This window comes from Streptomyces sp. CGMCC 4.7035, assembly GCF_031583065.1.
Lineage (GTDB): Bacteria > Actinomycetota > Actinomycetes > Streptomycetales > Streptomycetaceae > Streptomyces > Streptomyces yaanensis.
On record NZ_CP134053.1, the window covers coordinates 3,650,880 to 3,676,752 of the forward strand.

At 68.5% G+C, this 25,873-nt stretch carries 16 protein-coding genes and 2 pseudogenes; 14 read left to right on the plus strand and 4 right to left on the minus strand.

Annotated elements, in window-relative coordinates; all coding sequences use genetic code 11:
- The first annotated feature begins 19 nt into the window (after positions 1–19).
- Positions 20–625, plus strand: coding sequence for a GTP-binding protein (locus Q2K21_RS15565; RefSeq protein WP_310771117.1), 606 nt, complete (start codon positions 20–22; stop codon positions 623–625).
- A gap of 4 nt (positions 626–629) precedes the next feature.
- On the opposite strand, the gene Q2K21_RS15570 is transcribed toward Q2K21_RS15565, so the two are convergent.
- Entirely contained in the window at positions 630–1,058 is a 429-nt protein-coding gene (locus Q2K21_RS15570; RefSeq protein ID WP_310771119.1) for a PPOX class F420-dependent oxidoreductase, read from the minus strand.
- Between the two features lie 94 nt (positions 1,059–1,152).
- Here Q2K21_RS15570 and Q2K21_RS15575 point away from each other — a divergent pair, with 94 nt between their 5' ends.
- Both Q2K21_RS15575 and Q2K21_RS15580 read left to right on the plus strand, forming a co-directional pair.
- Positions 1,153–1,566 (plus strand): roadblock/LC7 domain-containing protein, encoded by a 414-nt coding sequence (locus Q2K21_RS15575; protein WP_310771121.1) that lies wholly within the window; start codon positions 1,153–1,155, stop codon positions 1,564–1,566.
- A 189-nt stretch (positions 1,567–1,755) separates the two neighbouring features.
- Positions 1,756–2,697, plus strand: coding sequence for a DUF6397 family protein (locus Q2K21_RS15580; RefSeq protein ID WP_310771123.1), 942 nt, complete (start codon positions 1,756–1,758; stop codon positions 2,695–2,697).
- Positions 2,698–2,743: 46 nt separating this feature from the next.
- Here the strand turns inward: Q2K21_RS15580 and Q2K21_RS15585 are convergent.
- From Q2K21_RS15585 to Q2K21_RS15595, 3 genes and pseudogenes are all read right to left on the minus strand, one after another.
- Positions 2,744–2,919: pseudogene (locus tag Q2K21_RS15585) on the minus strand (acyl-CoA thioesterase); the annotation flags it as partial.
- 494 nt (positions 2,920–3,413) lie between these two features.
- Positions 3,414–4,436 carry a LacI family DNA-binding transcriptional regulator gene (locus tag Q2K21_RS15590; protein WP_310771125.1) on the minus strand — a complete coding sequence of 341 codons (1,023 nt, stop codon included), beginning with the start codon at positions 4,434–4,436 and terminating at the stop codon, positions 3,414–3,416.
- Between the two features lie 131 nt (positions 4,437–4,567).
- Positions 4,568–4,765, minus strand: coding sequence for a hypothetical protein (locus tag Q2K21_RS15595; RefSeq protein ID WP_386275997.1), 198 nt, complete (start codon positions 4,763–4,765; stop codon positions 4,568–4,570).
- 585 nt (positions 4,766–5,350) lie between these two features.
- Between Q2K21_RS15595 and Q2K21_RS15600 the strand changes: the two genes are divergently transcribed.
- The 11 genes and pseudogenes from Q2K21_RS15600 to Q2K21_RS15650 all read left to right on the plus strand — a co-directional run bounded on the left by Q2K21_RS15600 (position 5,351) and on the right by Q2K21_RS15650 (position 25,660).
- Entirely contained in the window at positions 5,351–6,946 is a 1,596-nt protein-coding gene (locus tag Q2K21_RS15600; RefSeq protein ID WP_386275998.1) for an arabinofuranosidase catalytic domain-containing protein, read from the plus strand.
- Between the two features lie 280 nt (positions 6,947–7,226).
- Positions 7,227–9,671, plus strand: a complete 2,445-nt coding sequence (locus Q2K21_RS15605) for an RICIN domain-containing protein (RefSeq protein ID WP_310771127.1) — start codon at positions 7,227–7,229, stop codon at positions 9,669–9,671.
- A gap of 55 nt (positions 9,672–9,726) precedes the next feature.
- A complete protein-coding gene (locus Q2K21_RS15610) occupies positions 9,727–10,866 on the plus strand; it encodes a ricin-type beta-trefoil lectin domain protein (RefSeq protein WP_310771130.1) in 1,140 nt (379 codons plus the stop codon).
- 79 nt (positions 10,867–10,945) lie between these two features.
- A pseudogene (locus Q2K21_RS15615) lies at positions 10,946–12,412 on the plus strand (endo-1,4-beta-xylanase); the annotation flags it as partial.
- Between the two features lie 437 nt (positions 12,413–12,849).
- On the plus strand, positions 12,850–14,271 hold the full coding sequence (locus Q2K21_RS15620; RefSeq protein WP_310771132.1) for an arabinofuranosidase catalytic domain-containing protein: 1,422 nt from the start codon (positions 12,850–12,852) through the stop codon (positions 14,269–14,271).
- Positions 14,272–14,313: 42 nt separating this feature from the next.
- Entirely contained in the window at positions 14,314–15,963 is a 1,650-nt protein-coding gene (locus Q2K21_RS15625; RefSeq protein WP_310771134.1) for a glycoside hydrolase family 27 protein, read from the plus strand.
- 136 nt (positions 15,964–16,099) lie between these two features.
- Positions 16,100–17,575: an arabinofuranosidase catalytic domain-containing protein gene (locus Q2K21_RS15630; protein WP_386276002.1), complete on the plus strand. Its 1,476-nt coding sequence runs from the start codon at positions 16,100–16,102 to the stop codon at positions 17,573–17,575.
- Between the two features lie 215 nt (positions 17,576–17,790).
- Positions 17,791–19,623, plus strand: a complete 1,833-nt coding sequence (locus Q2K21_RS15635) for an RICIN domain-containing protein (RefSeq protein ID WP_310771139.1) — start codon at positions 17,791–17,793, stop codon at positions 19,621–19,623.
- Positions 19,624–19,766: 143 nt separating this feature from the next.
- Positions 19,767–22,175: a ricin-type beta-trefoil lectin domain protein gene (locus tag Q2K21_RS15640; protein ID WP_310771141.1), complete on the plus strand. Its 2,409-nt coding sequence runs from the start codon at positions 19,767–19,769 to the stop codon at positions 22,173–22,175.
- A gap of 58 nt (positions 22,176–22,233) precedes the next feature.
- Positions 22,234–24,216, plus strand: a complete 1,983-nt coding sequence (locus Q2K21_RS15645; protein ID WP_310771143.1) for an alpha-L-fucosidase — start codon at positions 22,234–22,236, stop codon at positions 24,214–24,216.
- Between the two features lie 124 nt (positions 24,217–24,340).
- Positions 24,341–25,660, plus strand: a complete 1,320-nt coding sequence (locus tag Q2K21_RS15650) for a ricin-type beta-trefoil lectin domain protein (RefSeq protein ID WP_310771145.1) — start codon at positions 24,341–24,343, stop codon at positions 25,658–25,660.
- The last annotated feature ends 213 nt before the right edge of the window (positions 25,661–25,873 follow it).

A 25,873-nucleotide genomic window follows, 5' to 3' on the forward strand; every position in this document is an offset into this window, starting at 1 on the left:
CTCCCGAGAGAAGTGATCGATGGTCTCCGAGCACTCCGACGCCACCGATGCCGAGACGGCCGCCCTGGCGTTGAAGATACTTGTCGCCGGCGGATTCGGCGTGGGCAAGACCACTTTGGTGGGCGCGGTCAGCGAGATCAGGCCGTTGCGCACCGAGGAACTGCTGAGCGAAGCCGGTCAGTCCGTGGACGACACCGACGGCGTGGATCAGAAGGTCACGACCACTGTGGCCATGGACTTCGGACGCATCACCATCCGGTCCGGACTCTCGCTCTACCTCTTCGGCACTCCGGGCCAGGACCGCTTCTGGTTCCTGTGGGACGAGCTCTCCCAAGGTGCACTCGGCGCCGTCGTCCTCGCGGACACCCGGCGGCTCGAAGACTGCTTCCCCGCCGTGGACTACTTCGAACACCGGCGCATCCCGTTCGTGGTGGCCGTCAACTGCTTCGCGGGAACCCGCACCTACGGTGCCAACGACGTGTCGCGCGCCCTCGACCTCGACCAGGGCACGCCCGTGGTGCTCTGCGACGCCAGGGACCGTGACTCCGGGAAGGAGGTGTTGATCCGCCTCGTCGAGTACGCCGGGCGGATGCACACCGCCCGGCTGCTCGACTCCGTGGGATGACGCGCTACTCGGCGACGGCCGAATACGCCAGCACCTTCTCCACCCGTACCCGGACCAGGAGTTCCCCCGGAACGCCATTGCGCGCCCCGAACTCCTCGGCCCGCTCCTCGCCCATGTACCGGGCGCCGAGCCGGGTCGCCCAGTGCCGCACGTCGTCCAGGTCCTCCGAGAGCTCGGCCCGCCCCTGCAGCACAACGAAGTCGTACGGGGGACGGTCGTCGTCCACGCACAGGGCGACCCGGCCGTCCCTGGCCAGATTTCGTCCCTTCACGCTCTCCTTCCCGGTGTTGAAGACCACGTCGTCGCCGTCCAGCAGGAACCAGATCGGCGTCACATGCGGACTGCCGTCGGCGCGGACCGTGGAGAGCTTCCCCGTGCGGGTACCGTGCGAGACGAAGGCCCGCCATTCTTCGTCGGTCATCTTCTGTGCCATGCCCCCATCCTCCTTGCCCGGATGGCGGCTGTGGTGAAGGCTGGCTGATCGGATCCTCCGGCCAGGGGGAACGAGATCACGGGGAGAACGGACCATGGCGCAGAACACGGAGCTCGGCTGGCTCCTGGACGATCTGGCCGAGCGCGTGGAAGACATACGGCACGCGCTGGTGCTGTCCAACGACGGACTGGTGACCGGCACGAGTACCGGGCTGCGGCGCGAGGACGCGGAGCACCTCGCGGCCGTCTCGTCCGGGTTGCACAGCCTGGCCAAGGGCTCGGGTCGCCATTTCGGCGCGGGTCAGGTGCGCCAGACCATGATCGAGTTCGATGACGCGATCCTGTTCGTCACCGCCGCCGGTCCCGGCAGCTGCCTGTGCGTGCTCAGCGCCGCCGAGGCCGACATCGGTCAGATTGCGTACGAGATGACACTGCTCGTGAACCGGGTCGGGGAGCACCTCGCCGTGGATGCGCGACAGAGGGACGAGACACCGATCGTGGATCTCTGACCGAGCGGTGCCGACCGCGGACTTCCGAGCTGGGGGAGCGCGGCCCGATCGTGGGTATCCGACCTGCGTGGATGAGGCGATGGGGGGAGTTATCCACAGGCTCGTTCCGCGATTCGGCGATCCGGCTACGGTTTTTCCGACGCGGGAGCACATCGGCGCTCGCGACGGACTCCACGGGGGAGAACTGCCATGTCCGGACACACGGTCACGTCCACCATCGCCGAGACCACCGGCGCCGCCGCGGGTTCCGCAGCGCGGCGGCCGTCGCTGGCGCCCAGCCGCGCCGCACAGGAACTGGAGCTGAGGCGGGGCGAGTTCGACCTCGCGGTACAGCTCGGGTGCGTGCGGACCATCCCGGACGAAGGGGGAGGAGGGCGCCGGGTCACCAGGGCGGAGATCGCCCGCGTGCGTTCCCAGGAGGGGTTTCCCGAAGCGTTGCGGGAGCGGGTCAAGGCGGTGGGCACGCGGGACGGCGCGGCCCTGATGGAGGTGACGCCCGCCAGGTTCACGCGGTTCGCACGCCTGGGTCTGGTGGTGCCGGTGAACTGGTACCTGAACCGCTACAGGGCCGTGGTCTGGCTCTATCTGGCCCAGGAGCTGCAGCAGTTCGCCTCCGAGGAGGAGAACGCGCCGCTGCTGACCGGCCGGACTCCGGAGGGGCTCCGCGATCAGCTGGACGCGGGGCTGGACCTGCGGCCCCGCAACTGGCGCGGGCGCCACCTCGGATTCCAGTTGCGCCAGACGGAGGACCCGTGGGTGAAGGCCGCCGCTGTGGCGGCCCTGCTGGATCCGGTGCAGGTGGCGGAGATCGTCCGGGATCCCTACGAGCGCGCCCAGCTGAACCGCCTGCGGCCTGCGCAGTCCGCGCAGGAGGCACCCGACTCGCCCGCGGGCTGGATCGCCGCGCGGATCATGACGGCGGAAGCTCCCGACGAGATCGGCTGGCTCCGGGCCGACCTGAGGCAGGCGCTCATCGAGGCTCGCCAACGCCGACCCGCTCCACGGCCGTCGCCCGGGGTCCCGGTCGAGCGGCCGCCCGAGACCACGATCGCCCGCCAGGACCCGGCCGTGCGGCAGGAGCCGACGCGATCGCGAGGCATGTTCGGGTGGCTTCGCCGCAGAAACCGTTGACCGGCAGGGCGCCGGATGGCCGGTCGGGCACCGGACGCACGCGTCGTCACCGCTCCAGCCTGTGGAACAGTCCCTCCTGGACCACCGAGACGAGCAGGCGTCCCCTGAGGTCGTAGATGCGCCCCTGGGCCAGGCCGCGGCCCCCACCGCGATCGGGGACTCCTGGTCGTACAGGAACCACTCGTCCGCGTGGAACGGCCGGTGGAACCACATGGCGTGGGCGGCGATAGAGGCCGCGAGTGCTCGGTGACCTGCATGTTTTCTGGTGTGACTGGCTGGCCGCCCGGCGCCACGTGGCGGTCGAAGCCAAGAGAGGAAGGACTACCTGCTGCATCAGCTCGCACTCGGGTGTGGGATCGCCATCGGCCGCTCCCCCTGTACGCCGAAGCGGGCACTCTGCTGGGGTAGAGCGCGGAGGACGCAGTCGGGCCCCGCCGCTTCCGCGGGGGCGGCAGAGCTCGGAGCCGGTGGCTGCAGTCAGCGCAGTGCTCTTAGATGATTACTACTGGCCTGCACTGATGACGCATGTCGGATGCACCGCGAAGTGTTTCGGCCCGGTGCACGGTCCGGCTCTTGGATCGGGAGGGGCGATACCGGCTGGCCTCCGGGCCAGGGTGCTCGACTGGCTGGACTCGGCCTGTGGAACGGTCGGCGTCGGGGACGTCCTGTGGACGCGATCGCGTTACCCACCCGGCTCAGCGCGCCGCGCGGTTGACTCACACCTGCCGGCCGGTGCGTGCGACGGCTGTGCTGGAGCGCAGCGAGACCTGAGGGGTCAACAGGATGTGCCGAGGCGGGGTGTCCGGCGCGGTGATGCGTTCCACCAACAAGGAAACGGCTTTTTCGCCCATTTCCAGGGCCGGTACGTCCGCTGCCGTGAGCGGCGGGCGGAAGTCCTCGGCCCAGGTCTTGGCCGCCACTCCGGTGATGGAGAAGTCGTACGGCACTTGGAGGCCGGCGTCCGCCAGCGCGCGCTGGATGCCGGGCAGGGCGGCCTCGTTGATCGTGGTGACAGAGGTGAGGTCCGGATGGCTGCGCAGGAGCGCCTCGACGCATGCCTGACCTGAGCGGGCGTCGTCCCCGCAAGGCACTTCGATGCCGTCGAGGCCGCGTTCCGCCACAGCGGCCTCGAAACCGTCTCGGGCCCTGCGCGCAGGGCCGTAACCGGCCGAGACGAGTTCCGGGGAACGAGTGATCAGAGCCACTTGGCGGTGCCCCAGATCGGCGAGGTGGCGCACGCAGTGCTGGACCAAGCCGGCGTAATCGATGTCGATCCAGGACATCTGCTGGTCGCCGCCCGTGTGCCCGATACCGACGAAGGGCAGCCCGGCGTCCTGCAGGCGACCCACACGAGGGTCCTCCAGGCGGATCTCCATCAGGATGACACCGTCCACGCGGCTCTCCGAGACCAACCGCTCGAAGGAGCGATCGTGATCCCCGCCGGAAGGGGACAGCAGCACGTCCAGGTCGACCCGGACGGCGGCGTCGACCACGCTGGCAACGAAGTCCAGTTGCATGTGTGTGAGCCTGTTGCCGGCCGGCGGGATGACGAGACCGATCGTCCGGGTCCGGCCCTCTTTGAGGGCCCTCGCGGCCGCGTTGGGGCGATACCCCAATTCGTTGATCACGTCTTGGATGCGTCCCCGGGTGCTGCTCGCGACGGGTCGTTTGCCGCTGAGCGCGTAGGACACCGTGCTGCGTGACACGCCGGCGCGCCGAGCGATCTCCCCGATGTTCATGCAGCTCCCCGAGAACTGACCCGCGGGCCGAAAGGATACCTCGCCCGAATCGGCTCGCTGCCAGATCTGTTCCAGCTCCTTCCAGTCCACGCCGAAGGCTGGTCCACCCCGTGCCGACACCCCGTACCCGATCAGGTCCACAGTTCGACGGCGGCGGCGGCGCCGGTGACGTCCAGCCACAGGCCGGACTGGGCGTCGGTGACGGAGCCGTCCGTGTTGAGGTTCCACTGCTGGTCGTCCTGGCCGTTGCAGGTCCAGGTGATGGCCTTGGTGCAGCCGGCCTGCGCGCCTTGGCGGGTCGGGGCGGACGAAGGGTGTCCTGGTGCCATGAGTCGCGGGGAACGGCCTCGGGCTGCCGGGAACCGTCGCGCGTTCCGCGTCTCACGTACTACCTGAAGGCGTGGAGCGAATCGATACCACGCAAGCGCTTCGACGGGATAGTACGACTGGGGGAGTGTGGGATCAATGGCGGGCCGCGCGGCGAAGGGGCGCCGACGCGCGGGCCGAGGCGCCGCCGCTTCGGCCAGTCCCTTTTGGACCGGTCCTCCGTCATATGGGTTTGGTGGCTTCATCCCTGTTCACCAGCATGATGGGCAGGCACCCGGTGAGCCGGGCCCGGCCGCCTGACACACCCGCGCGGTTGAAGGTCACGCCGCCATCCGCATCCCTCCGTTCCGCAACTGTTCGAGCGGCCGACCGGTCCCGAACCGCAGGAATCAGCCGTCGAACCGATTCCGCGCCAAGGTTCGCGTCAGGAGTCCTCCCACCTTGACAGCCCGTGAAGCCGGGAGCACCGTCTCCCCCCGAAACCTCTCTGCAATCTCGCTGCAAATACGGCACCTGCAAGCGCTTCCGGATTGTCAGCGCCACCAACACGACTTGATCGGGTTGCGTCGGCACGGTTGGGAGATCAGATGGGAACCATACGTACAAGACGCCACCCGCTGTCCGGGCGCGGCGGTGTGCAACGGTTACTCGCGGCGGTACGGCGCCGTGGCAGGCCGGACAATGTGCCGGACCGGGCACGCGTCCCTCTGCCGGCGCGTTCGCCCGGCTCCCGGTCGAAAGCGTTCGCCCGTGCGGGGGCCGCAGCCGTGCTCGTCGCCGGCGCACTGGCCGGCGCCACGGCCACGGCGGGTATGGCCCGTGCCGACACGTCCGGGCCGTGCGACATCTACGCGGCAGGCGGTACACCTTGTGTGGCGGCGCACAGTACGACGCGAGCCTTGTACGCCTCGTACAACGGGCCGCTCTACCAGGTCCGGCGTGCCTCGGACAACACCACCCGGAACATCGGCGTCCTGAGCGCGGGCGGATACGCCGACGCCGCCGCCCAGGACTCGTTCTGCTCGGGGACGACCTGCCTCATCACGATCATCTACGACCAGTCCGGGCGCGGCAACAACCTCACCCAGGCGCCCGGGGGCGGTGCCGCGGGCGGCCCCGACAACCTCGCGAACGCGACCGCCGCGCCCACCACGGTGGGAGGTCACAAGGCCTACGGAGTTTTCGTGGCGCCCGGCACGGGTTACCGCAACAACCACACCAACGGCATCGCGACCGGGGACAACCCCGAGGGCATGTACGCGATCTTCGACGGCACGCACTACAACGGCGGCTGCTGCTTCGACTACGGCAACGCCGAGACGGACAGCAACGACGATGGCAACGGCACCATGGAGGCCATCTACTTCGGCAACATCAAGGTCTGGGGCTACGGTTCGGGCAACGGCCCATGGATCATGGCCGACCTGGAGAACGGTCTGTTCTCCGGAGTGAACCAGCACTACAACGCGGGCGACCCGACCATCGACTACCGGTATACAACCGCCATCATCAAGGGCGGCCCGAACCACTGGGCGATCCGTGGGGGCAACGCGCAGTCCGGCGGCCTGTCCACCTTCTACGACGGACCGCGTCCAGGCGTCCCGGGCTACAACCCGATGCGGAAGCAGGGTGCCATCATCCTGGGCATCGGCGGCGACAACAGCAAGGGCGCCCAAGGCACCTTCTACGAGGGCGTGATGACCTCCGGCTACCCGTCGGACGCCACCGAGAACGCGGTTCAGGCCAACATCACCGCGGCCGGATACAGCAACTCCTCCAGCGGGACGGGTACCGGTGCGTTGCACGCGGTGGGCGCGGGCAAGTGCCTGGATGTGCCGAACTCGTCCACCACGGCCGGTACCCAGCTGCAGATCTGGGACTGCAATGGCGCCGCCAACCAGACCTGGACCCGCACGTCCTCGGGCCAGCTGACCGTCTACAGCGGCAGCAGCCGGATGTGCCTGGACGCGTACAACAAACAGACGTCCGCCGGCACCAAGGTGGTGACCTGGCCGTGCAACGGCGGTGCCAACCAGCAGTGGCAGCTGAACTCCGACGGCACCGTCACCGGCACCCAGTCCGGACTCTGCCTCGACGTCACTGGCGCCTCCACGGCCAACGGCGCCCTGGCCGAACTCTGGCCGTGCAACGGTCAATCCAACCAGCAATGGAGTCTCAACTGACCTGAATGAACGGCTCCAGCTCGTGGTCGGCCAACCCCGGCCACGGGCCACCGCCACCGGATACAGGCATCCGCGTGCCCGACGCCCGGCGGACTCGCGTTGACGCCGGAGACCACCCACGGAGCCAGCTCCACGTGGATTCCCCGACCGTCCGGCCGGATCGCCCGATCCCCTCGCCCCGACCCCAGAGAGGGCACGTCATACAGGCGACCGGGGCGGCGAAGAACGCCATACCGCCGCGACACCACCGGCCCCCATGCGCCACCACTGGAGGATGACGATGTCCAGAGTCAGAGTGCTCCGCGGCCTCTGGGCCGCCGCCTTGGCTTTGCTCGCCCTACTGGCCCAGAGCCTGGCCACGGCCGGGGCCGCGTGGGCCGTACCTGCCGAGCGCCAGGCGTCGGCCGCCGCCCTGTACGTGGCGCCGGGTGCGGCTCCCGGCGGGAACGGCACCGCAGAGCAGCCGTTCGCAACGATCGACCAGGCGCAGCAGCCCGCGCACCGGCTCTCGGCCGATGCGGACGTCGTGGTCTACCTGGCCGGTGGCACCTACCGGCTGTCCAAGCCGCTGACCTTCGGCTCCGGCGACGGCGGCCAGAACGGCCACACCATCACCTACCAGGCCATGTCCGGGCAGCAGCCGGTCGTGAGCGGCGCCCAGCAGGTGTCAGGTTGGCAGGTACATGATCAAAACAACAACATCTGGTCGGTCCATGTCGGCACCGGCGTGAACACGCGTCAGTTGTACGTGAACGGCAAGGAGGCACCGCGGGCTGCGATCCAGGTGCCCCGCTCCGGCCTCACCTTCACGCAGGCCGGCCTGACCATCACCGACTCTTCCTTGGACTACCTGGCCGGCCTTTCGGACCAGAACCACATGGAAGTCGAGAGCCTCAACTCCTTCACCGACCGCTATGCGCCGGTCCAGTCGATCAACGGCAGGACCATCACCATGCAGCAGCCCGCGTGGAACAACAACTCCTGGGGCTACGACACCATCAACGCGCCGTTCGCCGGCGGGACGATGTATCTCGAGAACAACTACGCGTTCCTCAAACAGGCCGGACAGTGGTACCTCGACTCGTCCGCCGGCGACCTCTACTACCGGGCCCAGCCGGGGCAGAACCCGAACAGCCTTGACGTCCAACTGCCCCGGTTGCAGAGCCTCCTCGGCATCAGCGGGAGCTACAGCTCACCGGCGACCGGCCTGGGATTCACGGGCATCCGGTTCACGGGGACCTCCTGGCTCGGCCCGAGCGGACCCGACGGATACGCGGACCAGCAGAGTGGCGCGCACATCACCGGTTCCTACGCGATGCCCGCCAACTGGCTGAGCACCTGCAAGTCGGGGTGCACGCAGTTCGAGGCCACCCGTAACCACTGGGCGCAGATGCCCGCGGCCGTCCAGGTCTCCGCCGCCACCGGCATCGCGTTCTCCGGCAACACGTTCTCCGAACTCGGGCAGGCCGGACTGGGCGTGGGCAACGACGGTGTCGCCACGGCCTCCGGCATCGGACTCGGTGCCAACGGCGTCACCATCACCGGCAACACGTTCACCGACATCGCCGGCAGCGGCATCCAGGTCGGCGGGATCCAGCCGGACGCGCACCACCCCGGCAACGCGCAGATGACCAACCAGAACATCGTCATCAGCAACAACCGGGTCAGCGGGGTGGGCACCGACTACAAGGAGACCGCAGGCATCCTGTCCACCTACGTCGCCAATGCGACGATCACCCACAACCAGTGCGACCACCTGCCCTACGACGGGATCGACATCGGCTGGGGCTGGGGAATCAACGACCCGGGCGGCAGCCAGGACTACGTCAACCGGGGCACGTACACCTACCAGCCTGTCTACAGCACTCCCACGACGCTGAAGAACAACACCGTCTCCCACAACCTGGTCTTCGACATCAAGAACGCGATGTTCGACGGCGGCAGCATCTACAACCTGTCCGCGAGCCCAGGCTCGGTGATCTCCGACAACTACATGTACGACAACCACCACACCACCGCGCTGTACCTCGACGAGGGCTCCCGGTACCTGAAGGTGTCCAACAATGTGGTGCAGGACGCCGGTAACTGGGCGCTCACCAACGCCAACGGAAATAACCACACCGACGACAGCACCTTCTCCGGCAACTGGTACAACGGCGGCAACACGTACGTGGCCACCGGTCCTCCACACAACAACGTCCTCACCGGCAACGTCCTGGTCAGCGGCACCAACTGGCCGCAGGGTGCCAAACAGGTCATCCAGCAGGCAGGCGTCCAGTCGCCGGGCGACGGCTTCCCCACCGGGTACCACCAGCTGGTGATCGGCAGCGACAGCCTGTGCCTGGACGTGTACGGCAACTCCGGCAGCGCGGGCGCCGCGATCGACCAGTGGACCTGCAACGGGCAGAGCAACCAGCAGTTCGAGTTCATGCCGGTCTCGGGCGGCTATGGGCAACTGCGGGCGCAGAACTCCGGACACGTCGTGGCGGTGTCGGGCGGCTCCACGGCCGCTGGTACGCCCGACATCGTGCAGCAGGCCCCGGACGGAACGGCCGGCAGTCTGTGGCTGCCGGTACGACAGTCCGACGGCTCGTACGCCTTCCAGAACAAGAACAGCGGCCTGTGCCTTGACGTCTACGGCGGCGGCAGCAACCTCGGCCAGCAGCTCGACCAGTGGCCCTGCAAGAACACGGCCGGCAGCAACCAGGACTTCACCCCCCGCTGACGGGCTCGCGGGCTCGTTCACCCCACCCACTGTCCCCCACCAGTGAGGAACGCTGATGAAGAAGTACTCGGCCCCCCTGGCCGCCGGGCTGACGGCCGCGCTCGGCGTCGGCACCGCCCTGCCCGCGGCGGCCGCCACCGGCACCCAGCCACCGCCCTCCGCCGCACGGGCCGCCGCCGCGTCCGCCGGCCTGCGGCTGATGCCGTTGGGCGACTCGATCACCTGGGGCGTCGGCAGCCCGTCCGGGAACGGCTACCGGGGCTTCCTGTGGAACCAGCTGGCGGCCGAGGGGCACGCCCTGGACTTCGTCGGCTCGGGCCGGGGCGGCACCATGTCGGACCCGGACAACGAAGGCCACTCCGGCTGGCGGATCGACCAGATAACCGGCATCGCGGACTCCGTGCTGGCCCGTTACCGCCCGAACGTGGTCACTCTGGAGATCGGTACCAACGACCTGAACGGCAACTACCAGGTCCCGACCGCCCCCGACCGGCTCCGCGCGCTCATCGACCGGATCACCGGCGACGCCCCCGACGCGACCGTCCTCGTCGGCACCGTGATCGTCTCCACCAGCGGCACCGAGGAGGCCAACCGGCCCGCTTTCAACGCCAGGCTCCCCGGAATCGTCCAGGCCGAGCAGGCCGCCGGCAAGCACGTACGCCTGGTGGACATGAGCGCTCTGACCACCGCGGACCTGGCCGACTCCCTGCACCCCAACGACAACGGCTACCGCAAGATGGCGGACGCCTTCAACGCCGGGGTCCAGGCCGCGGACGCGGCAGGCTGGATCAAGCCGCCGGTTTCCGTGGGCGGTCAGGTGCGCTCCGGAATCGCGGGGAAGTGCCTGGACGTCAACGGCGGCAACAGCGCCAACGGGACGGCCGCGGACATCCGGTCCTGCAACGGCTCCGAGGCTCAGCAGTGGTCCGCGCGCTCCGACGGCACCCTACGGGCGCTCGGAAAGTGCCTCGATGCCACCGGACGCGGTACCGCCAATGGCACCAGGATCGAGATCTGGGACTGCAACGGCGGCGCCAACCAGCAATGGCAGGCGTACAACGGCGGTTACCGCAACCCCGTCTCCGGCCGCTGCCTCGACGACCCCGGCTCGTCCGCCACCGACGGTACGCAACTGGTCCTGTGGGACTGCAACGGCGGGGCCAACCAGCAGTGGACCGCTCTGCCGGTCTCCTGAGCCCGTGACCCGACTCCCCTCGCAGCACCGTCTCGCGGTCGGTGTCATCCCCCCACACACACAAGGAGAATGATCCTTTATGTCCTGGCTCAATGAGCGGCCCGGTCTTCGCAAGGCCCTCGTTTCGGTCACCGGTTTGACAGCCGGCACGGTACTGGCCCTGGCGGGCACGGCGGGGCCTGCCGCCCATGCGGCTTCCAGCACGCTGGGCGCGGCCGCGGCCGACAGCGGCCGCTATTTCGGCACGGCCGTGGCCGCCGGGAGGCTCGGCGATTCGACGTATTCCACGATTCTCGACCGGGAATTCAACATGATCACCCCGGAGAACGAGATGAAGTGGGACACCACCGAACCGTCCCGCGGCAACTTCAACTTCGGCCCGGGCGACCAGATCGTCGGCCACGCCACCGCGCACGGTCAGCGGATGCGTGGCCATACCCTGGTGTGGCACTCGCAGTTGCCCGGCTGGGTCAGTGGCACCAGGGACGCGAACACGCTGCGCAGCGTGATGAACAACCACATCACCACGGTGATGAACCACTACAAAGGCAAGATCTACGCCTGGGACGTGGTCAACGAAGCCTTCGCCGACGGCTCCACCCAGCACCGCAGCTCGGTGTTCCAGGACGTGCTCGGCAACGGCTTCATCGAGGAGGCGTTCCGCACTGCCCGGGCCGTCGACCCTTCGGCCAAGCTCTGCTACAACGACTACAACATCGAGAACTGGTCGGACGCCAAGACCCAGGGCGTCTACAACATGGTGCGCGACTTCAAGTCCCGCGGCGTGCCCATCGACTGCGTCGGCCTCCAGAGCCACTTCGGCACCGGCGGACCGCCGTCGAGCTTCCAGACCACCCTGGCCAACTTCGCGGCCCTCGGCGTCGACGTCCAGATCACCGAACTCGACATCGCCCAGGCATCGCCGACCGCCTACGCCAACACGGTGCGGGCGTGCATGAACGTCCCCCGCTGCACCGGCATCACCGTGTGGGGGATCAGGGACAGCGACTCGTGGCGGTCGGGCGAGAACCCGCTGCTGTTCAGCGGCAACGGCAGCAAGAAGCCGGCCTACGACACGGTCCTGTCCGCGCTGGGCGGCGGTACGGGGAACTCGGGGGGCATCGTCTCGGGCCAGGTGTACGCGCTGAGCGATGTCGCCGCGGGGCGAACGCTGGACGTGCCGGGCGGGCAGACGGCGAACGGCACGCAGTTGCAGGTCTGGGACGCCAACGGTGCTGCCGCGAACCAGCAGTGGCGGGCGAATCAGAACAGTGATGGTTCGTACACGCTGACGAATATCGGCAGTGGGCGGGTTCTGGACGAGCCGGGTGGCCAGACCGGCAATGGCACGCGGATGGAGCTCTGGGATGCCAATGGCGGTGCGAACCAGCACTGGCGGGCGAGCCGGAACGGCGACGGTTCGTACACCCTGATCAACGTCGCTTCCGGCCGCGCGCTGGAGATTCCCGGCGGGCAGACGGCCAACGGGACCCCCGTCCAGATCTGGGACTCCAACGGCGGCGCCAACCAGCACTGGAACTTCAGGTGAGGTGATCAGCGCCAAGCGCGCGCTCCTGTCCGCGGTCCGTTTCGGAGTACCGCGAACCCACCCCCGCGTCCCCACCCCCGCGTCCGGCACGGCGGCCGTCGCCGGACGCGGGTTCCGGCATGCCCTCATGGCGAGCTGACCAGGAAAACATGGGATGGATCGAGTTCTGAATCGGCGAGACGCATGCATTGACTCTGTGTCAGGTGTGTGGGATCACTATGGAACATGGGATGTCTGAGTGTTCTCTGTGAGTACATTCGGGCCCGCTGACGGGAGCGGTCGACGGACCGCCCCGGCTGGATTCCCTCGGACAGGCACGGCACTCTCTGCCCCCTTCCCCCACATATTCGAGGAACAGAATGCAGCCTTCATCCGTTTCGCCCCGGAGCCCCGCTCATGGACCACGCTTATCGGCAACCGCCGCCGTATGCGTGATGGCACTGCTGACCCTCTTGCTGGCGACCGCGCCGACATGGTCGGCATCGGCACCGGTGGCTCCCCTGGTGAGCTCGACGTCGGGGCGGTGCCTGGACGTCACGGGCAACGTCGACACACCGGGAACGGCGTTGGAGATCTGGGACTGCAACGGCCAGGTCAATCAGGCGTTCGAGTTCACGCCGGCGGGTGAGCTGAGGACGATGAGCGGCACCCGGTGCGTGGACGCCTACGACAGCCGGACGGCTCCCGGAGCCCCGGTGGTCATCCGGTCGTGCGACGGGCGGCCGACCCAGGTGTGGCGACAGAACTCCGACGGGTCCGTCACCGGTGTGGCGTCCGGATTCTGCCTGGACGTCAACGGAGCGGGCACGGCCAACGGCACCGCGGTCATCCTGTGGACCTGCAACGGTCAGAGCAACCAGAAGTGGAGCACCCCGACACCTCCGCCCAGCGGGTCGGGCCCGTGCGACATCTACTCCGCGGGCGGTACGCCGTGCGTCGCCGCGCACAGCACGGTGCGGGCGCTCTACGGTTCGTACAACGGCGCCCTGTACCAGGTCAGGCGTGCCTCGGACAACGCGACCAGGGACATCGGTGTGCTGGCGCCCGGCGGCTTCGCCGACGCGGCGGCGCAGGACTCGTTCTGCGCGGGTACCTCGTGTGTGATCACGGTCGTCCGCGACCAGTCCGGACACGGCAACGACCTGTGGTACCAGGGCTCGGCCCAGGTCCCGGGATCGAGTCAGAGCAGCCCCGCGAAGGCGACCTCCGAGTCGCTGACCGCCGGGGGCACCAAGGCGTACTCGCTGTACATCAATCCCGGGAACAGCTACTGGCGGGACGGTCACCTGACGGGCGTGCCGACCGGCGCCGCACCCGAAGGGGCGTACATGGTCACCAGTGGCACCCACGTCAACAGTGGCTGCTGCTTCGACTACGGCAACAGCGAGACGACCAGGAAGGCCGACGCCGCCGGGGCGATGGACGCGATCAACTTCGGTACCGAGTGCTGGTTCGGCGGCTGCGTCGGCAGCGGCCCCTGGGTGCAGGCCGATCTCGAGTGGGGCCTGTACTCCGGCGGCAGCCAGTCCTGGAACACCAACCAGCGTGCTTTTTCCAGCAAGTTCGTCACCGCGATGCTGAAGAACAACGGAACCTCGAGGTTCGCCCTCAAGGGCGCCAACGCGCAGTCCGGCGGCCTGACCACCCTGTGGGACGGCGGGCTTCCGGGCGGATACAGCCCCATGAAGAAGCAGGGAGCCATCGTCCTGGGCAGCGGCGGCGACTGCTGCAAGCCCGGCGGCGGCGCCAACCTGAGCGCCGGCACCTTCTACGAAGGGGCGATCGTCACCGGCTACCCCTCCGACGCGACCGACAACGCGGTGCAGGCCAATATCACCGCCGCCGGATATCGCTGAACTCCTCCCAGCTCACCAACTCATTTCAGGAGTCGATGACTTATGCCCACGACCACGGCGAGAGCCAGGGGTCTTCGGCCGCTGTCCACGCTGCCGTCCCTGCGTAGAACCCTGGCGCTCATCTTCTCGGCCGTGCTGCTCACCGCGGCCGTCCCCCTCCTTTCCCTGAGCACGGCGCAGCCCGCCGCCGCGCTCGGCAACGGGCTGGCGCTGACCCCGCAGATGGGCTTCAACGACTGGAACGCCTACGGCTGCAACGTCTCCGAGTCGCTGATCAAGTCCACTGCTCAGGCGATGCACACCAACGGCATGCAGGCGGCGGGCTACTCGTACGTCAACATCGACGACTGCTGGATGACCCACAACCGCGACACCGGCGGCCACCTGGTGCCGGACCCGGCCAAGTTCCCCGACGGCATCAAGGGCACCGCGGACTACGTGCACTCGCTGGGGCTGAAGCTGGGGATCTACGAGGACGCGGGCACCGCGACCTGCGCGGGGTATCCGGGGAGCCTGGGGCACGAGACCACGGACGCGCAGTCGTTCGCGTCGTGGGGCGTGGACTATCTGAAGTACGACAACTGCAACAACACGGGGGCGCCGGCGCGGACCCGGTACACCGCGATGCGGGACGCCCTGGCGGCCACCGGCCGCCCGATCCTGTTCAGCCTGTGCAACTGGGGCCAGGAGAACGTGTGGACCTGGGGCGAGGGCGTGGGCAACAGCTGGCGCACCACCGGGGACATCAGCCCGAGCTTCTCCAGCATGCTGTCGATCTTCCACAGCAACGTGGGACTGGCCTCCTACGCCGGACCCGGCCACTGGAACGACCCGGACATGCTGGAGATCGGCAACGGCTCGATGACGGCCACCGAGAGCCGCAGTGAGTTCAGTCTGTGGGCGGAGATGGCCGCGCCGCTGATCGCGGGCACCAACATCCCCTCGGCCAGTGCGGACACCTTGTCCACTCTGACCAACTCCCGGGTGATCGCGGTCGACCAGGATTCACTGGGCAAGCAGGGCACCATGGTCTCCTCCTCGGGCGGCCTGGACGTGCTGGCCAAGCCGCTGGCGAACGGGGACGTGTCGGTGGCGCTGTTCAACGAGACGGGTTCGACCGCGACCATCACCACCACCGCGGCCGCGATCGGGAAGACCGGGGCGTCCGCTTACACGCTGACCGACCTGTGGTCGGGAGCGGTCTCGACCACCTCGGGCACGATCAGCGCCTCGGTGCCGGCGCACGGCACGGTGATGTACCGGGTCGCGGGCGGCACCAGCGGCGGCGGCACCAGCGTGACCGGTGAGCTGCGCGCGGTGGGTTCGGGAAAGTGCCTGGACGTACCGAACTCCACCACGACCGCCGGCACCCAGGTCGAGATCTGGAGCTGCAACGGCGGGGCCAACCAGAAATGGACGCACTCCACGTCCAACCAGCTCACCGTCTACTCGGGCAGCAGCCAGATGTGCCTGGACGCCTACAACAACCAGACCACGCCGGGGACGAAGGTGGAGATCTGGCCGTGCAACGGCCAGACCAACCAGCAGTGGACGCTCAACTCCAACGGCACGATCACGGGTGTCCAGTCCGGCCTGTGCCTGGACGTCACCGGAGGGGCCACGGCTGACGGAACCCTCGCCCAGCTGTGGACCTGCAACGGCAGCAGCGGCCAGCGGTGGACGCTGGCATGACTCCCCCTCGCCTCGGTCACCGGCAGCTTCGGTGCCGCCGTGCCGTGGCACCGCCACAGAGGAGGTCTCCTTGCCCGGATCAGCAACCGATCGCAGACGAAGGCGATTCCCGGCCGCGCTCCTGATCGCCCTTGCGATGGCCCTGGCCGTGTTGGGCACACCGGCGTTCGCCACCTCCCCGCCGACCGGTACGCCCGCCGCCGTGCACCCGGCGACCCCGCCGACGAACGCGTCCGCGGCCGACACGTCGCTTCCGTGCGACATCTATGCCGCGGGTGGCACGCCGTGTGTGACGGCGCACGCCACGACGAGGGCGCTCTTCGCGTCGTACAACGGGCCGCTGTACCAGATCCAGCGGTCCTCCGACCACAGCTACCGCGACATCGGGGTGCTCGGCGCGGGCGGGTACGCCGACGCCGCGTCCCAGGTGTCGTTCTGCGCGGGCACGTCGTGCACGATCACGAAGATCTACGACCAGACCACCAGACACAACGACCTGCCGATCTCCTGGGGCGGCTACTGGAAGGGTCCCGGCCCGAATGGATCCGACGTGGGGGCCGACGCCATGGCCCTGCCGGTGACCGCGGCCGGCCATCAGGTCTTCGGCGTCAAGGTCACCCCCGGTGTCGGCTACCGGATCGACCACGCGAGCGGCGTGGCCACCGGATCCCAGCCCGAAGGCATCTACATGGTGACGTCGTCGAACTACACGAACCAGTGGTGCTGCTTCGACTACGGCAGCGGTGAGAACTCCCACACCGACACCGGCAACGCCACCATGAACGCCATCTACTGGGGCAACGCCTGCTGGTTCAATGGCTGCACCGGCAGCGGCCCCTGGGTCGAGGCCGACCTGGAGAACGGCATGTTCCACACCAACACCGGCTCCAACAAAGACCCGAACAACCAGGGCGTGCACTATCCGTTCGTCAGCGCGTGGCTGAAGAACAACGGCACCAGCAACTTCACGCTCAAATACGGCAACGGCAGCAGCGGTGGCCTGACCACCACCTTCTCCGGTCCCCTGCCGAACGGCTACTCACCGATGAAGGTGGACAGTTCGGTCCTGCTCGGCACCGGCGGCGACAACAGTCCCAATGGCGTGGGCGAGTTCTTCGAAGGCGCGATGACGGCGGGCTACCCCTCCGACGCCACCGAGAACGCCGTACAGGCCGCCATCACCGCCGCCGGCTACGGGGCGGGCGGCGGCGGTGGCACGGCGGGTGTGCTGCACGCGGTGGGTGCGGGCAGGTGTCTGGAGGTGCCGGGCTCGTCCACGACGCCGGGTACGCAGACACAGATCCGGGACTGCGCCGGTGCGGCGAACCAGACCTGGTCGAGGACCGCCTCCCAGGAGCTCACCGTGTACTCCGGCGGCAGCCGGCTGTGCCTGGACGCTTCCGGGCGGGGCACCAGCCCCGGCACCAAGGTCATCACCTGGACCTGCAACGGCCAGAGCAACCAGCAGTGGACGCTGAACGCCAACGGCACCATCACCAGCGCCCAGTCCGGTCTGTGCCTGGACGTCACCGGCGCCGCCACCGCCAACGGCACCCCAGTGGAGCTGTGGACCTGCAACGGCCAATCCAACCAGCAATGGTCTCTGGGCTGACTCCCTGAGGGACCGGGCGCCGGGGCGGCACCCACCACCGCCCCGGCACGTCACCACACCCCATCGCACTGCCCACGCACGCGAGTCGGTAGGTCTCCTCCGCTGTGAGACAAGCCGGAGGCGGCGCCCACGTCCGCGCTGCGCGCCGCTCCGGAAGCCGGCCCCGTCCAGCCCGCGCGCCGCAGCGCAGTGGCGTCGAACCGCAGGAGGATCGGATGAGGACGAGAGCAAGGCCCGGCCGTCTGGTACTGATGGTCGGCATTGTCCTGGCACTCGTGCTGCCGCTGCTGTCGACGACAACGAGCCAGGCCGCCTCGGCCACGTCGCTGAGCGTGCACCTGGCGTCGACCCGGGGGCCGTCGACCGGCGTGGGGGAGGGGTTCCTCTACGGCATCAGCGAAGACGGCAGCCAGCCCGTGGACCAGTTCCTCCAGCCGCTGGGGATCAACGCGTTCCGCGGCGGCGGATGGTTCTCCGGCGGCTGGATCAGGGACGGTTACCAGTACGGCTCGGCCACCCGGGCCGACCTCGACTCGATCACCGCGCAGGCGAAACGGCTCACCCGACCGCCCTATCACGCGCAGTACCAGGTGCTGGTCAGCGACATCTACGGCGCGAACGGCGGCCAGCCGTCGAACACCAGGTACCCGTGCGACAACGGCGAATGCTCCAACTGGGTCAGCTTCATCGACTCCACGGTGGGAGCGCTGCAGGCTTCGGGGCTCACGTTCGCCTACGACATCTGGAACGAGCCGGACATCTCCGCCTTCTGGACCCGGGGTGTGAACAGCGCGCAGTACTTCCGGATGTGGGACACCGCCTACCGGGAGATCCGGCGCATCGCCCCGCAGGCGCAGATCGTGGGGCCGTCACTCGCGTTCACCCCGCAGAGCAACCCGGGTGAATGGCAGACCTGGCTCGCGCACGTGAAGGCGGCCGGGACGGTGCCGGACATGATCACCAACCACAACGAGGGCGATGTCGACGACCCGGTCACCGTCGCGCGGGCCCTGAACAGCGGCCTGTCCGCGGCGGGCATCGGTCCGCTGCCGCTGTCCTCGAACGAGTACCAGCCGGCCGACCGGCAGACCGCCGGGGTGACGGCCTGGTACCTGGCGCGGTTCGCGCAGTCCGGGTACACCAACGCGATGCGCGGCAACTGGGTGTGCTGCGTCACCCCGAACCTGACCGGGGTCCTGGCCCAGAGCGGGGGCAGCTGGCAGCCGACCGGCAACTGGTGGGCGCTCCGGGACTACGCCGACATGACCGGCACCCTCGTGGACACGTCCGGCCAGGTCGGTTCGACGGCGATCTCGGCCTCCGAGGACTCCGCGAACAAGCGCGCGGTGGCGATCATCGGCGACTCGAACGGGTACACCGGCGCCGCGTCCGTGACCTTCGACGGGCTGTCGTCCGTACCCTGGCTGGCGAACGTCGGCGGCGTGCACGTCACCGTGCACCGCATCCCGGACCAGGCGCCGCTCGGCGCCCCACAGACGGTGTACGACCAGAACGTGAGCACCTCGGGCGGCTCGATCACCGTGCCGATCACGTTCCAGGGCGCGCACGACGCGTTCGCCGTCTATCTCACACCGGCCTCGTCCGGCGGCGGGGGCTTCCCGGACGGCTACCACCAACTCGTGGTCGCCAACAACAACTTGTGCCTGGACGTGTACGGCAACTCCGGCAGCGCGGGCGCCGCGATCGACCAGTGGACCTGCAACGGGCAGGGCAACCAGCAGTTCCGGTTCGTGCCCGCCTCGGACGGCTACGGGGAACTGCGGGCGCAGAACTCCGGCCTGGACGTGGCGGTGGCCGGCAGTTCCACGGCGGCGGGCACCCCGGACATCGTCCAGCAGGCCACCGGCGCGGCGGCGGGCAGCCTCTGGCTGCCCGTGCGGCAGTCCGACGGCTCCTACGAGTTCCAGAACAAGAACAGCGGCCTGTGCCTGGACGTCTACGGCGCCGGCAGCAACCTGGGGCAGCAACTGGACCAGTGGCAGTGCAAGAACACGCCCGGCACGAACCAGGACTTCATCCTCCGCTGACCGCGTCTTAACGGACGCCGGCCCGCGAGCGGCCTTTGGCAACCAGGTAGCCACGGCCCCTACGAACAGCACAGCCATCGCGCCCCATGGCCGGACCACCCCGGCGGCCACGGAACACCACCGACCTGCGAAAGGAACCCACCGTGTCAGCATTCAGACGGCTGTTCCGGCGCCTGCGCGCCTCGATGGCCGTGCTCGCGGGCCTCCTCCTGATCGTCGGCGGCATCGTGGGCACGGCCGCCGCGCCGGCCCAGGCCGCCACCTCCATCACGATCAACGGCGCGTCCGGCGGCCGCGCCTTCGACGGCGTCGGCGCGATCAGCGGCGGGGGCGGCAACAGCAGACTCCTGATCGACTACCCCGAGCCCGAGCGCGGCGAGATCCTCGACTACCTGTTCCGGCCCGGCTACGGCGCCGCCCTGCAGATCCTCAAGGCGGAGATCGGCGGTGACACCAACTCCACCTCGGGGGCCGAGCCGAGTCACCAGCACACCCGGTCCGACCTGAACTGCGACCGGGGCTACGAGTGGTGGCTGATGGGGCAGGCCAAGGCGCGCAACCCGGACATCAAGCTGTACGGGCTCGCCTGGGGGGCGCCCGGCTGGATCGGCGGCGGGAACTTCTGGTCCACCGACATGACCAACTATCTGCTCTCGTGGTTGGGCTGCGCCAAGCAGCACGGGCTGAGCATCGACTACCTCGGCGGGTGGAACGAGCGAGGCTACGACGTCTCCTGGTACCAGCAGCTGCGCGGCGCGCTCAACAGCAACGGCTACGGCAACGTAAAGATCGTCGCGGCCGACTCGGACTGGGCCGTGGCGGGCGACATCAACTCCAACCCGGCGTTCGCCTCCTCGGTGGGCGTCATCGGCACGCACTATCCCTGCGGCTACCGGTCGTCCCAGTCCAACTGCTCGGTGCCGTCCGCCGCCACATCGTCCGGCAAGACGCTGTGGGCGAGCGAGAACGGCTCGGACGACTACAACGGGGGAGCGCAGGCCGTGGCCCGCGGCATCAACCGCGGATACATCGACGGGCGGATGACCGCGTACCTCAACTGGCCGGTGGTCGCCGCGATCACACCCAACCTCCCGTACCCCACCATGGGTCTCGCCTTGGCCTCGCAGCCGTGGTCCGGCCACTACACGATCGGCAAGAACGCCTGGGTGATGGCGCAGACCAGCCAGTTCACCGCCCCGGGGTGGCACTACCTCGACGCCTCCAGCGGCTACATCGGCGGTAACCGGAACAACGGCAGCTACGTCTCGCTGAAGTCCACGAACAACTCCGACTATTCCACGGTCATCGAGACGATGGACGCCGGCAGCGCCCAGACGCTGAACTTCAACGTCACCGGGGGACTGTCCACCAAGGCCGTCCACGTCTGGTCGACCGACGTCACCTCCAGCAACCCGGCCGACTACCTCGTGCACGCCACGGACATCACCCCGTCCGGCAGTGGTTTCAGCCTCACCGTCCAGCCCGGCCGCGTGTACACCCTGACCACCACGACCGGTCAGGGCAAGGGCACCGCTTCCGGTCCTGCCCAGGGCAGGCTTGAGTTGCCGTACAGCGACTCCTTCGACAGCTACGCCACCGGCACCGAGGCCAAGTACCTCATGGACTGGCAGGGCGCCTTCGAGGAGGTGGGCTGCGGCGGCGGCCGCAGCGGCAAGTGCGTGCGCCAGATGAGCCCGCAGAAGCCGATCACCTGGGACGCGCTGTCCGATCCGCACGCCCTGCTCGGTGACGTGAGCTGGAGCAACTACACCGTCTCGTCGGAGGTGATGCTCGAACAGCCCGGATACACCGAGTTGATCGGTCGTGCCAACGCACAGGACTACAGCAGCACCGGAGGGCTGAACGCCTATCACCTGCGGGTGAGCGACACCGGGGCCTGGTCGATCCTGAACTCGAACACCAACGGCAACGTCTCCACCCTGGCCCGCGGCACGACCGCGGCGCTGGGCACCAACCGGTGGCACACCCTGGCTCTCACCTTCTCCGGCACCACCATCACCGCCGTCATCGACGGTGCCACGGTCGGTTCCGTGAACGACCGCACCTGGGCCGGCGGGCAGATCGGCTACGCCACCAGCCAGGGCGAGACGGCACAGTTCGACAACCTGTCCATCACTCCCGGCAGCGGCGGAAACGACGGCGGCACGACCGGCGCGTTCGTCGGGGTCGGTTCCGGCCGTTGCGTGGACGTGCCGAACCAGTCGCAGACGGCCGGAACCCAGGTGGAGCTGTGGGACTGCAACGGCGGCAGCAACCAGCAGTGGACGGACACCTCGGCCGGTGAGCTGCGGGTCTACGGCAGCTACTGCCTGGACGCCGCGGGCCAGGGCACCAGCCCCGGCACCAAGGTGGACATCTGGGGCTGCACCGGCGGCAGCAACCAGAAGTGGACGATCCACGCCGACGGAACGATCACCGGTGACCAGTCCGGCCTGTGCCTGGACGCCACCGGCGCGGGAACGGCCAACGGCACCTTGCTGCAGCTGTGGACCTGCAACGGCGGCAGCAACCAGCGGTGGACGCGCGGTTGATCCCGTGACCGCTGACGCTCTTCCTGAGCCCCCTGCCAATCCCTCTGAGAGGCCCCACATGACTTCCTCACCACTCCCGCTCAGCCGGCGCCGACTGCTGGCGGCGGCCGGCGCGGCCACGGCCTTCGGCCTGCTGCGGTTCGCCCCCGAGGCCGCCGCCACCGACGGCCCCGGAAGCTACACTGCGAGCTGGTCCTCCGTGGATCAGCACCCCCCGGCCCCGGCCTGGTTCCAGGACGCCAAGTTCGGCATCTACTACCACTGGGGCGTCTTCAGCGTCCCCGCGTTCGGGAACGAGTGGTATCCGCGCAACATGTACATCGGCGGCTCGGCCGAGAACCAGCACCACATCGCCACCTACGGCGACCCCTCGGTATGGCCGTACAACAACTTCATCGACGGTGCCCGCGACAAGGCCGGAAACTACGTGCAGTTCGCCCCGAAACTGGCCTCCCAGGGCGGCAAGTGGGATCCGGACGCCTGGGCGCAGCTGTTCAAGGCCGCGGGCGCCAAGTTCGCCGGACCGGTCGCCGAGCACCACGACGGCTTCTCCATGTGGAACAGCCGAGCCAACCCGTGGAACTCGGTCCATCACGGCCCCAGACTCGACCTCGTGGGGCTGCACGCGCAGGCCATCCGCGGGCAGGGGCTGAAGTTCATGGCCTCGCTGCACCACGCCTACCACTTCAACGGCTTCTTCGACCACGTGCCGTCCCAGTCGGACCCGACGCTCCGCATCCTCTACGGCCAGCAGGGTTCGGCCGCGGAGAACAAGCTCTGGTACGACAAGCTGGTCGAGATCATCGACGGGTACCAGCCGGACCTGGTCTGGCAGGACTTCGACCTGGGCCTGGTGCAGGAGTCGTACCGGCTCCAGTTCCTCGCGCACTACTACAACCAGGCGGTCTCGTGGAACAAGGACGTGGTCGCGACCTACAAGGACGGCCTCGACAACAAGGGTGAGGTCTTCGACTTCGAGCGCGGCGGCCCGGGAGGGCTGCTCACCCCCTACTGGCTGACCGACGACAGCATCTCCTCCTCCAGCTGGTGCTACACGGTGGGCATCGGCTACTACTCCACGCAGGCACTGCTCCACTCGCTGATCGACCGGGTCAGCAAGGGCGGCAGCATGCTGCTGAACATCGCCCCGATGGCCGACGGCACCATCCCCTCCGAACAGCAGTCCATCCTGCTCGCCATGGGCGACTGGCTCGGCCGCTTCGGAGAGGCGGTCTACGCCACCCGCTCCTGGACCAGCTACGGCGAGGGCCCCACCAAGATGGGCGGAGGCTCGTTCAGCGGACCGGTGGCCGGCAAACCGCAGGACATCCGGTTCACCCGCAGCCGGGACAACAAGGTCCTCTACGCCACCGCGCTGGGCTGGCAGGGCGGAACCATGACCATCACGACCCTGAACTCGAACCAGATCAACCTCAGCAGCCTGACCGGCGCCAGACTGCTGAACAACACCGCCGGCACCTACATCGACCTGCCCGCACCGACCCAGGACACCTCCGGCCTGCACCTCACCATGCCCTCGTCCAACCCGCCGTTCAACGCCCTGGCGTACACGGTCAAGCTCACCTTCTCCGGCGAGATCCCCGTCCTGAGCGCGCCGGGCGGCTCCACCACCTGGGTGAAGATCACCAACGTGACCAGCGGACTGGCGCTCGACAGCGGGGGCAACGTCGCCTCCGGCTCCAACCTCAAACAGTGGAACTACGACGGGAGCACCAACCTGCAGTGGCAGCTGATCGACCTCGGCAACGGCTACTACCGCATCATGAACCGCACCAACGGCATGGCCGCCGACAGCTGGGGCAACTCCGCCAACGGCGCTCCCGCCCGCCAGGGGGCGTGGAACGGCGGCAACAACCAGCAGTGGTCGCTGGGCAGCCTCGGCGGCAGCCGCTACCAGATCGTCAATCGGGGGACCGGCACCGCCCTTGACGGCAGCGGCAGCACCACCGTCGGCTCCACCACGGTGATGTGGACACCGAACTCCAGCACCAACAACGAATGGACCATCACCGCCGTCTGAACCGCCCCAGCCTCATTCGTCGCGGTGTCACCGCCGCACACAGCGCCCGTCCCCAACCGGCGGGCGCTCCCTGCCCATCGCCCGACTACGGAAGAAGGAATGTATGAAACGCAAACCGCTCTTAATGTCCATCGTGGCCGCGGTACTTCTCGTCCTGACGGCTGCGGGCACCTCGTTCAGCAGCGGCTTCGGTGTGCCCGCGTCGGCCACGACCACTGGCGCCCTCAGTCCGACCGCCGGCTGCGGCAAGGCCCCCACGCTGACGAGTGGCACACACACGATTCAGAGCGGCGGCCAGACGCGCAGTTACATACTGCGGATCCCCGCCGGCTACGACAGCAACCACCCCTACCGGCTGATCTTCGGTTTCCACTGGCGGGGCGGCACGGCGGGCGACGTCGACTCGGGCGGAACGGACGGGTACAACTGGTCCTACTACGGCCTGCGGCGCCTGGCGGACAACGCGAACAACAGCACGATCTTCGTCGCCCCCCAGGGCATCGGCAACGGCTGGGCCAACTCCGGCGGCCAGGACGTGGCCTTCGTGGACGCGATGGTCAGTCAGATCGAAGCAGGTCTGTGCGTCGACACCACGCAGTTGTTCTCCGCCGGTTTCAGCTACGGCGGCGCGATGTCGTACGCCCTCGCCTGCTCCCGGGCGACGGTCTTCCGCGCGGTCGCGGTCTACTCCGGAGCGAACCTCAGCGGGTGCAACGGCGGCACTCAGCCCATCGCCTACATGGGTCTGCACGGCATCAGGGACAACGTGCTGCCCATCTCGTCGGGACGGGAACTGCGCGACACCTTCGTCCGGGCGAACGGCTGCACCCCGCAGAACCCGCCCGAGCCGGCCTACGGAAGCCTGACGCACATCATCACCACCTACTCAGGATGCAGGTCCGGCTACCCCGTCGTCTGGGCCGCGTTCGACGGAGCGGGCCACGACCCCGGTCCCATAGACGGTTCCACCGGTGACGGCTGGCGCACCTGGACGTCGGCAGCGGTGTGGCAGTTCTTCACACAGTTCGGCTCGAACCCGCCACCGCCACAGCCCTCCGGCAACCAGAAGATCGTCGGCCAGCAGTCGGGGCGTTGCCTCGACATCAACAACTTCACCACGGCCAACGGCACGCAGGCACAACTGTGGGACTGCAACGGTGGCTCCAACCAACGGTGGACCTACACCGCCGGAAAGCAGCTCGTTGTCTACGGCAATAAGTGCCTTGGCGTCGGCCAGGCAGCGGGCAACGGCACACCGGCGGCGATCTGGGACTGCAGCGGGCAGGCGGACCAGCAGTGGAACATCAATCCCGACGGCACGATCACAGCAGTGCAGTCGGGGCTCTGCCTGGATGCCAACGGCCAGGGGACCGCCAACGGGACGAAAGTCCAGGTATGGAGTTGCGCGGGCGGTGCGAACCAGCGCTGGCGTCTGGAGAACTGACACACGGGGCCAGGCACGCCACCGCGCGGGCCTGGCCCCGCAGACCTCGATGCGCACGCCAAGCCGGATCCGCGCAGGCGCCCTGCCGCGCTCCTGGATTGTCGCGGTCTTGCGTCTCCGCGCCTCGTACGTCCGACTCCCGCGTGGACTGCATCGGTGGCGGCTTTGGAGCCTGGAACTCACTGCAGCCGCACATCGGGCGGCTATCGCTCG

Excerpts from the sequence above, each read along its gene's own strand:
- Q2K21_RS15590 (WP_310771125.1), bottom strand. The coding sequence starts at position 4,436 with ATGAACATCGGGGAGATCGCTCGGCGCGCCGGCGTGTCACGCAGCACG.
- Q2K21_RS15600 (WP_386275998.1), top strand. The coding sequence starts at position 5,351 with ATGGGAACCATACGTACAAGACGCCACCCGCTGTCCGGGCGCGGCGGT.
- Q2K21_RS15595 (WP_386275997.1), bottom strand. The coding sequence starts at position 4,765 with ATGGCACCAGGACACCCTTCGTCCGCCCCGACCCGCCAAGGCGCGCAG.
- Q2K21_RS15580 (WP_310771123.1), top strand. The coding sequence starts at position 1,756 with ATGTCCGGACACACGGTCACGTCCACCATCGCCGAGACCACCGGCGCC.
- Q2K21_RS15605 (WP_310771127.1), top strand. The coding sequence starts at position 7,227 with ATGTCCAGAGTCAGAGTGCTCCGCGGCCTCTGGGCCGCCGCCTTGGCT.
- Q2K21_RS15570 (WP_310771119.1), bottom strand. The coding sequence starts at position 1,058 with ATGGCACAGAAGATGACCGACGAAGAATGGCGGGCCTTCGTCTCGCAC.
- Q2K21_RS15565 (WP_310771117.1), top strand. The coding sequence starts at position 20 with ATGGTCTCCGAGCACTCCGACGCCACCGATGCCGAGACGGCCGCCCTG.
- Q2K21_RS15635 (WP_310771139.1), top strand. The coding sequence starts at position 17,791 with ATGAGGACGAGAGCAAGGCCCGGCCGTCTGGTACTGATGGTCGGCATT.
- Q2K21_RS15630 (WP_386276002.1), top strand. The coding sequence starts at position 16,100 with ATGGCCCTGGCCGTGTTGGGCACACCGGCGTTCGCCACCTCCCCGCCG.
- Q2K21_RS15650 (WP_310771145.1), top strand. The coding sequence starts at position 24,341 with ATGTCCATCGTGGCCGCGGTACTTCTCGTCCTGACGGCTGCGGGCACC.
- Q2K21_RS15575 (WP_310771121.1), top strand. The coding sequence starts at position 1,153 with ATGGCGCAGAACACGGAGCTCGGCTGGCTCCTGGACGATCTGGCCGAG.
- Q2K21_RS15620 (WP_310771132.1), top strand. The coding sequence starts at position 12,850 with ATGGCACTGCTGACCCTCTTGCTGGCGACCGCGCCGACATGGTCGGCA.
- Q2K21_RS15625 (WP_310771134.1), top strand. The coding sequence starts at position 14,314 with ATGCCCACGACCACGGCGAGAGCCAGGGGTCTTCGGCCGCTGTCCACG.
- Q2K21_RS15645 (WP_310771143.1), top strand. The coding sequence starts at position 22,234 with ATGACTTCCTCACCACTCCCGCTCAGCCGGCGCCGACTGCTGGCGGCG.
- Q2K21_RS15610 (WP_310771130.1), top strand. The coding sequence starts at position 9,727 with ATGAAGAAGTACTCGGCCCCCCTGGCCGCCGGGCTGACGGCCGCGCTC.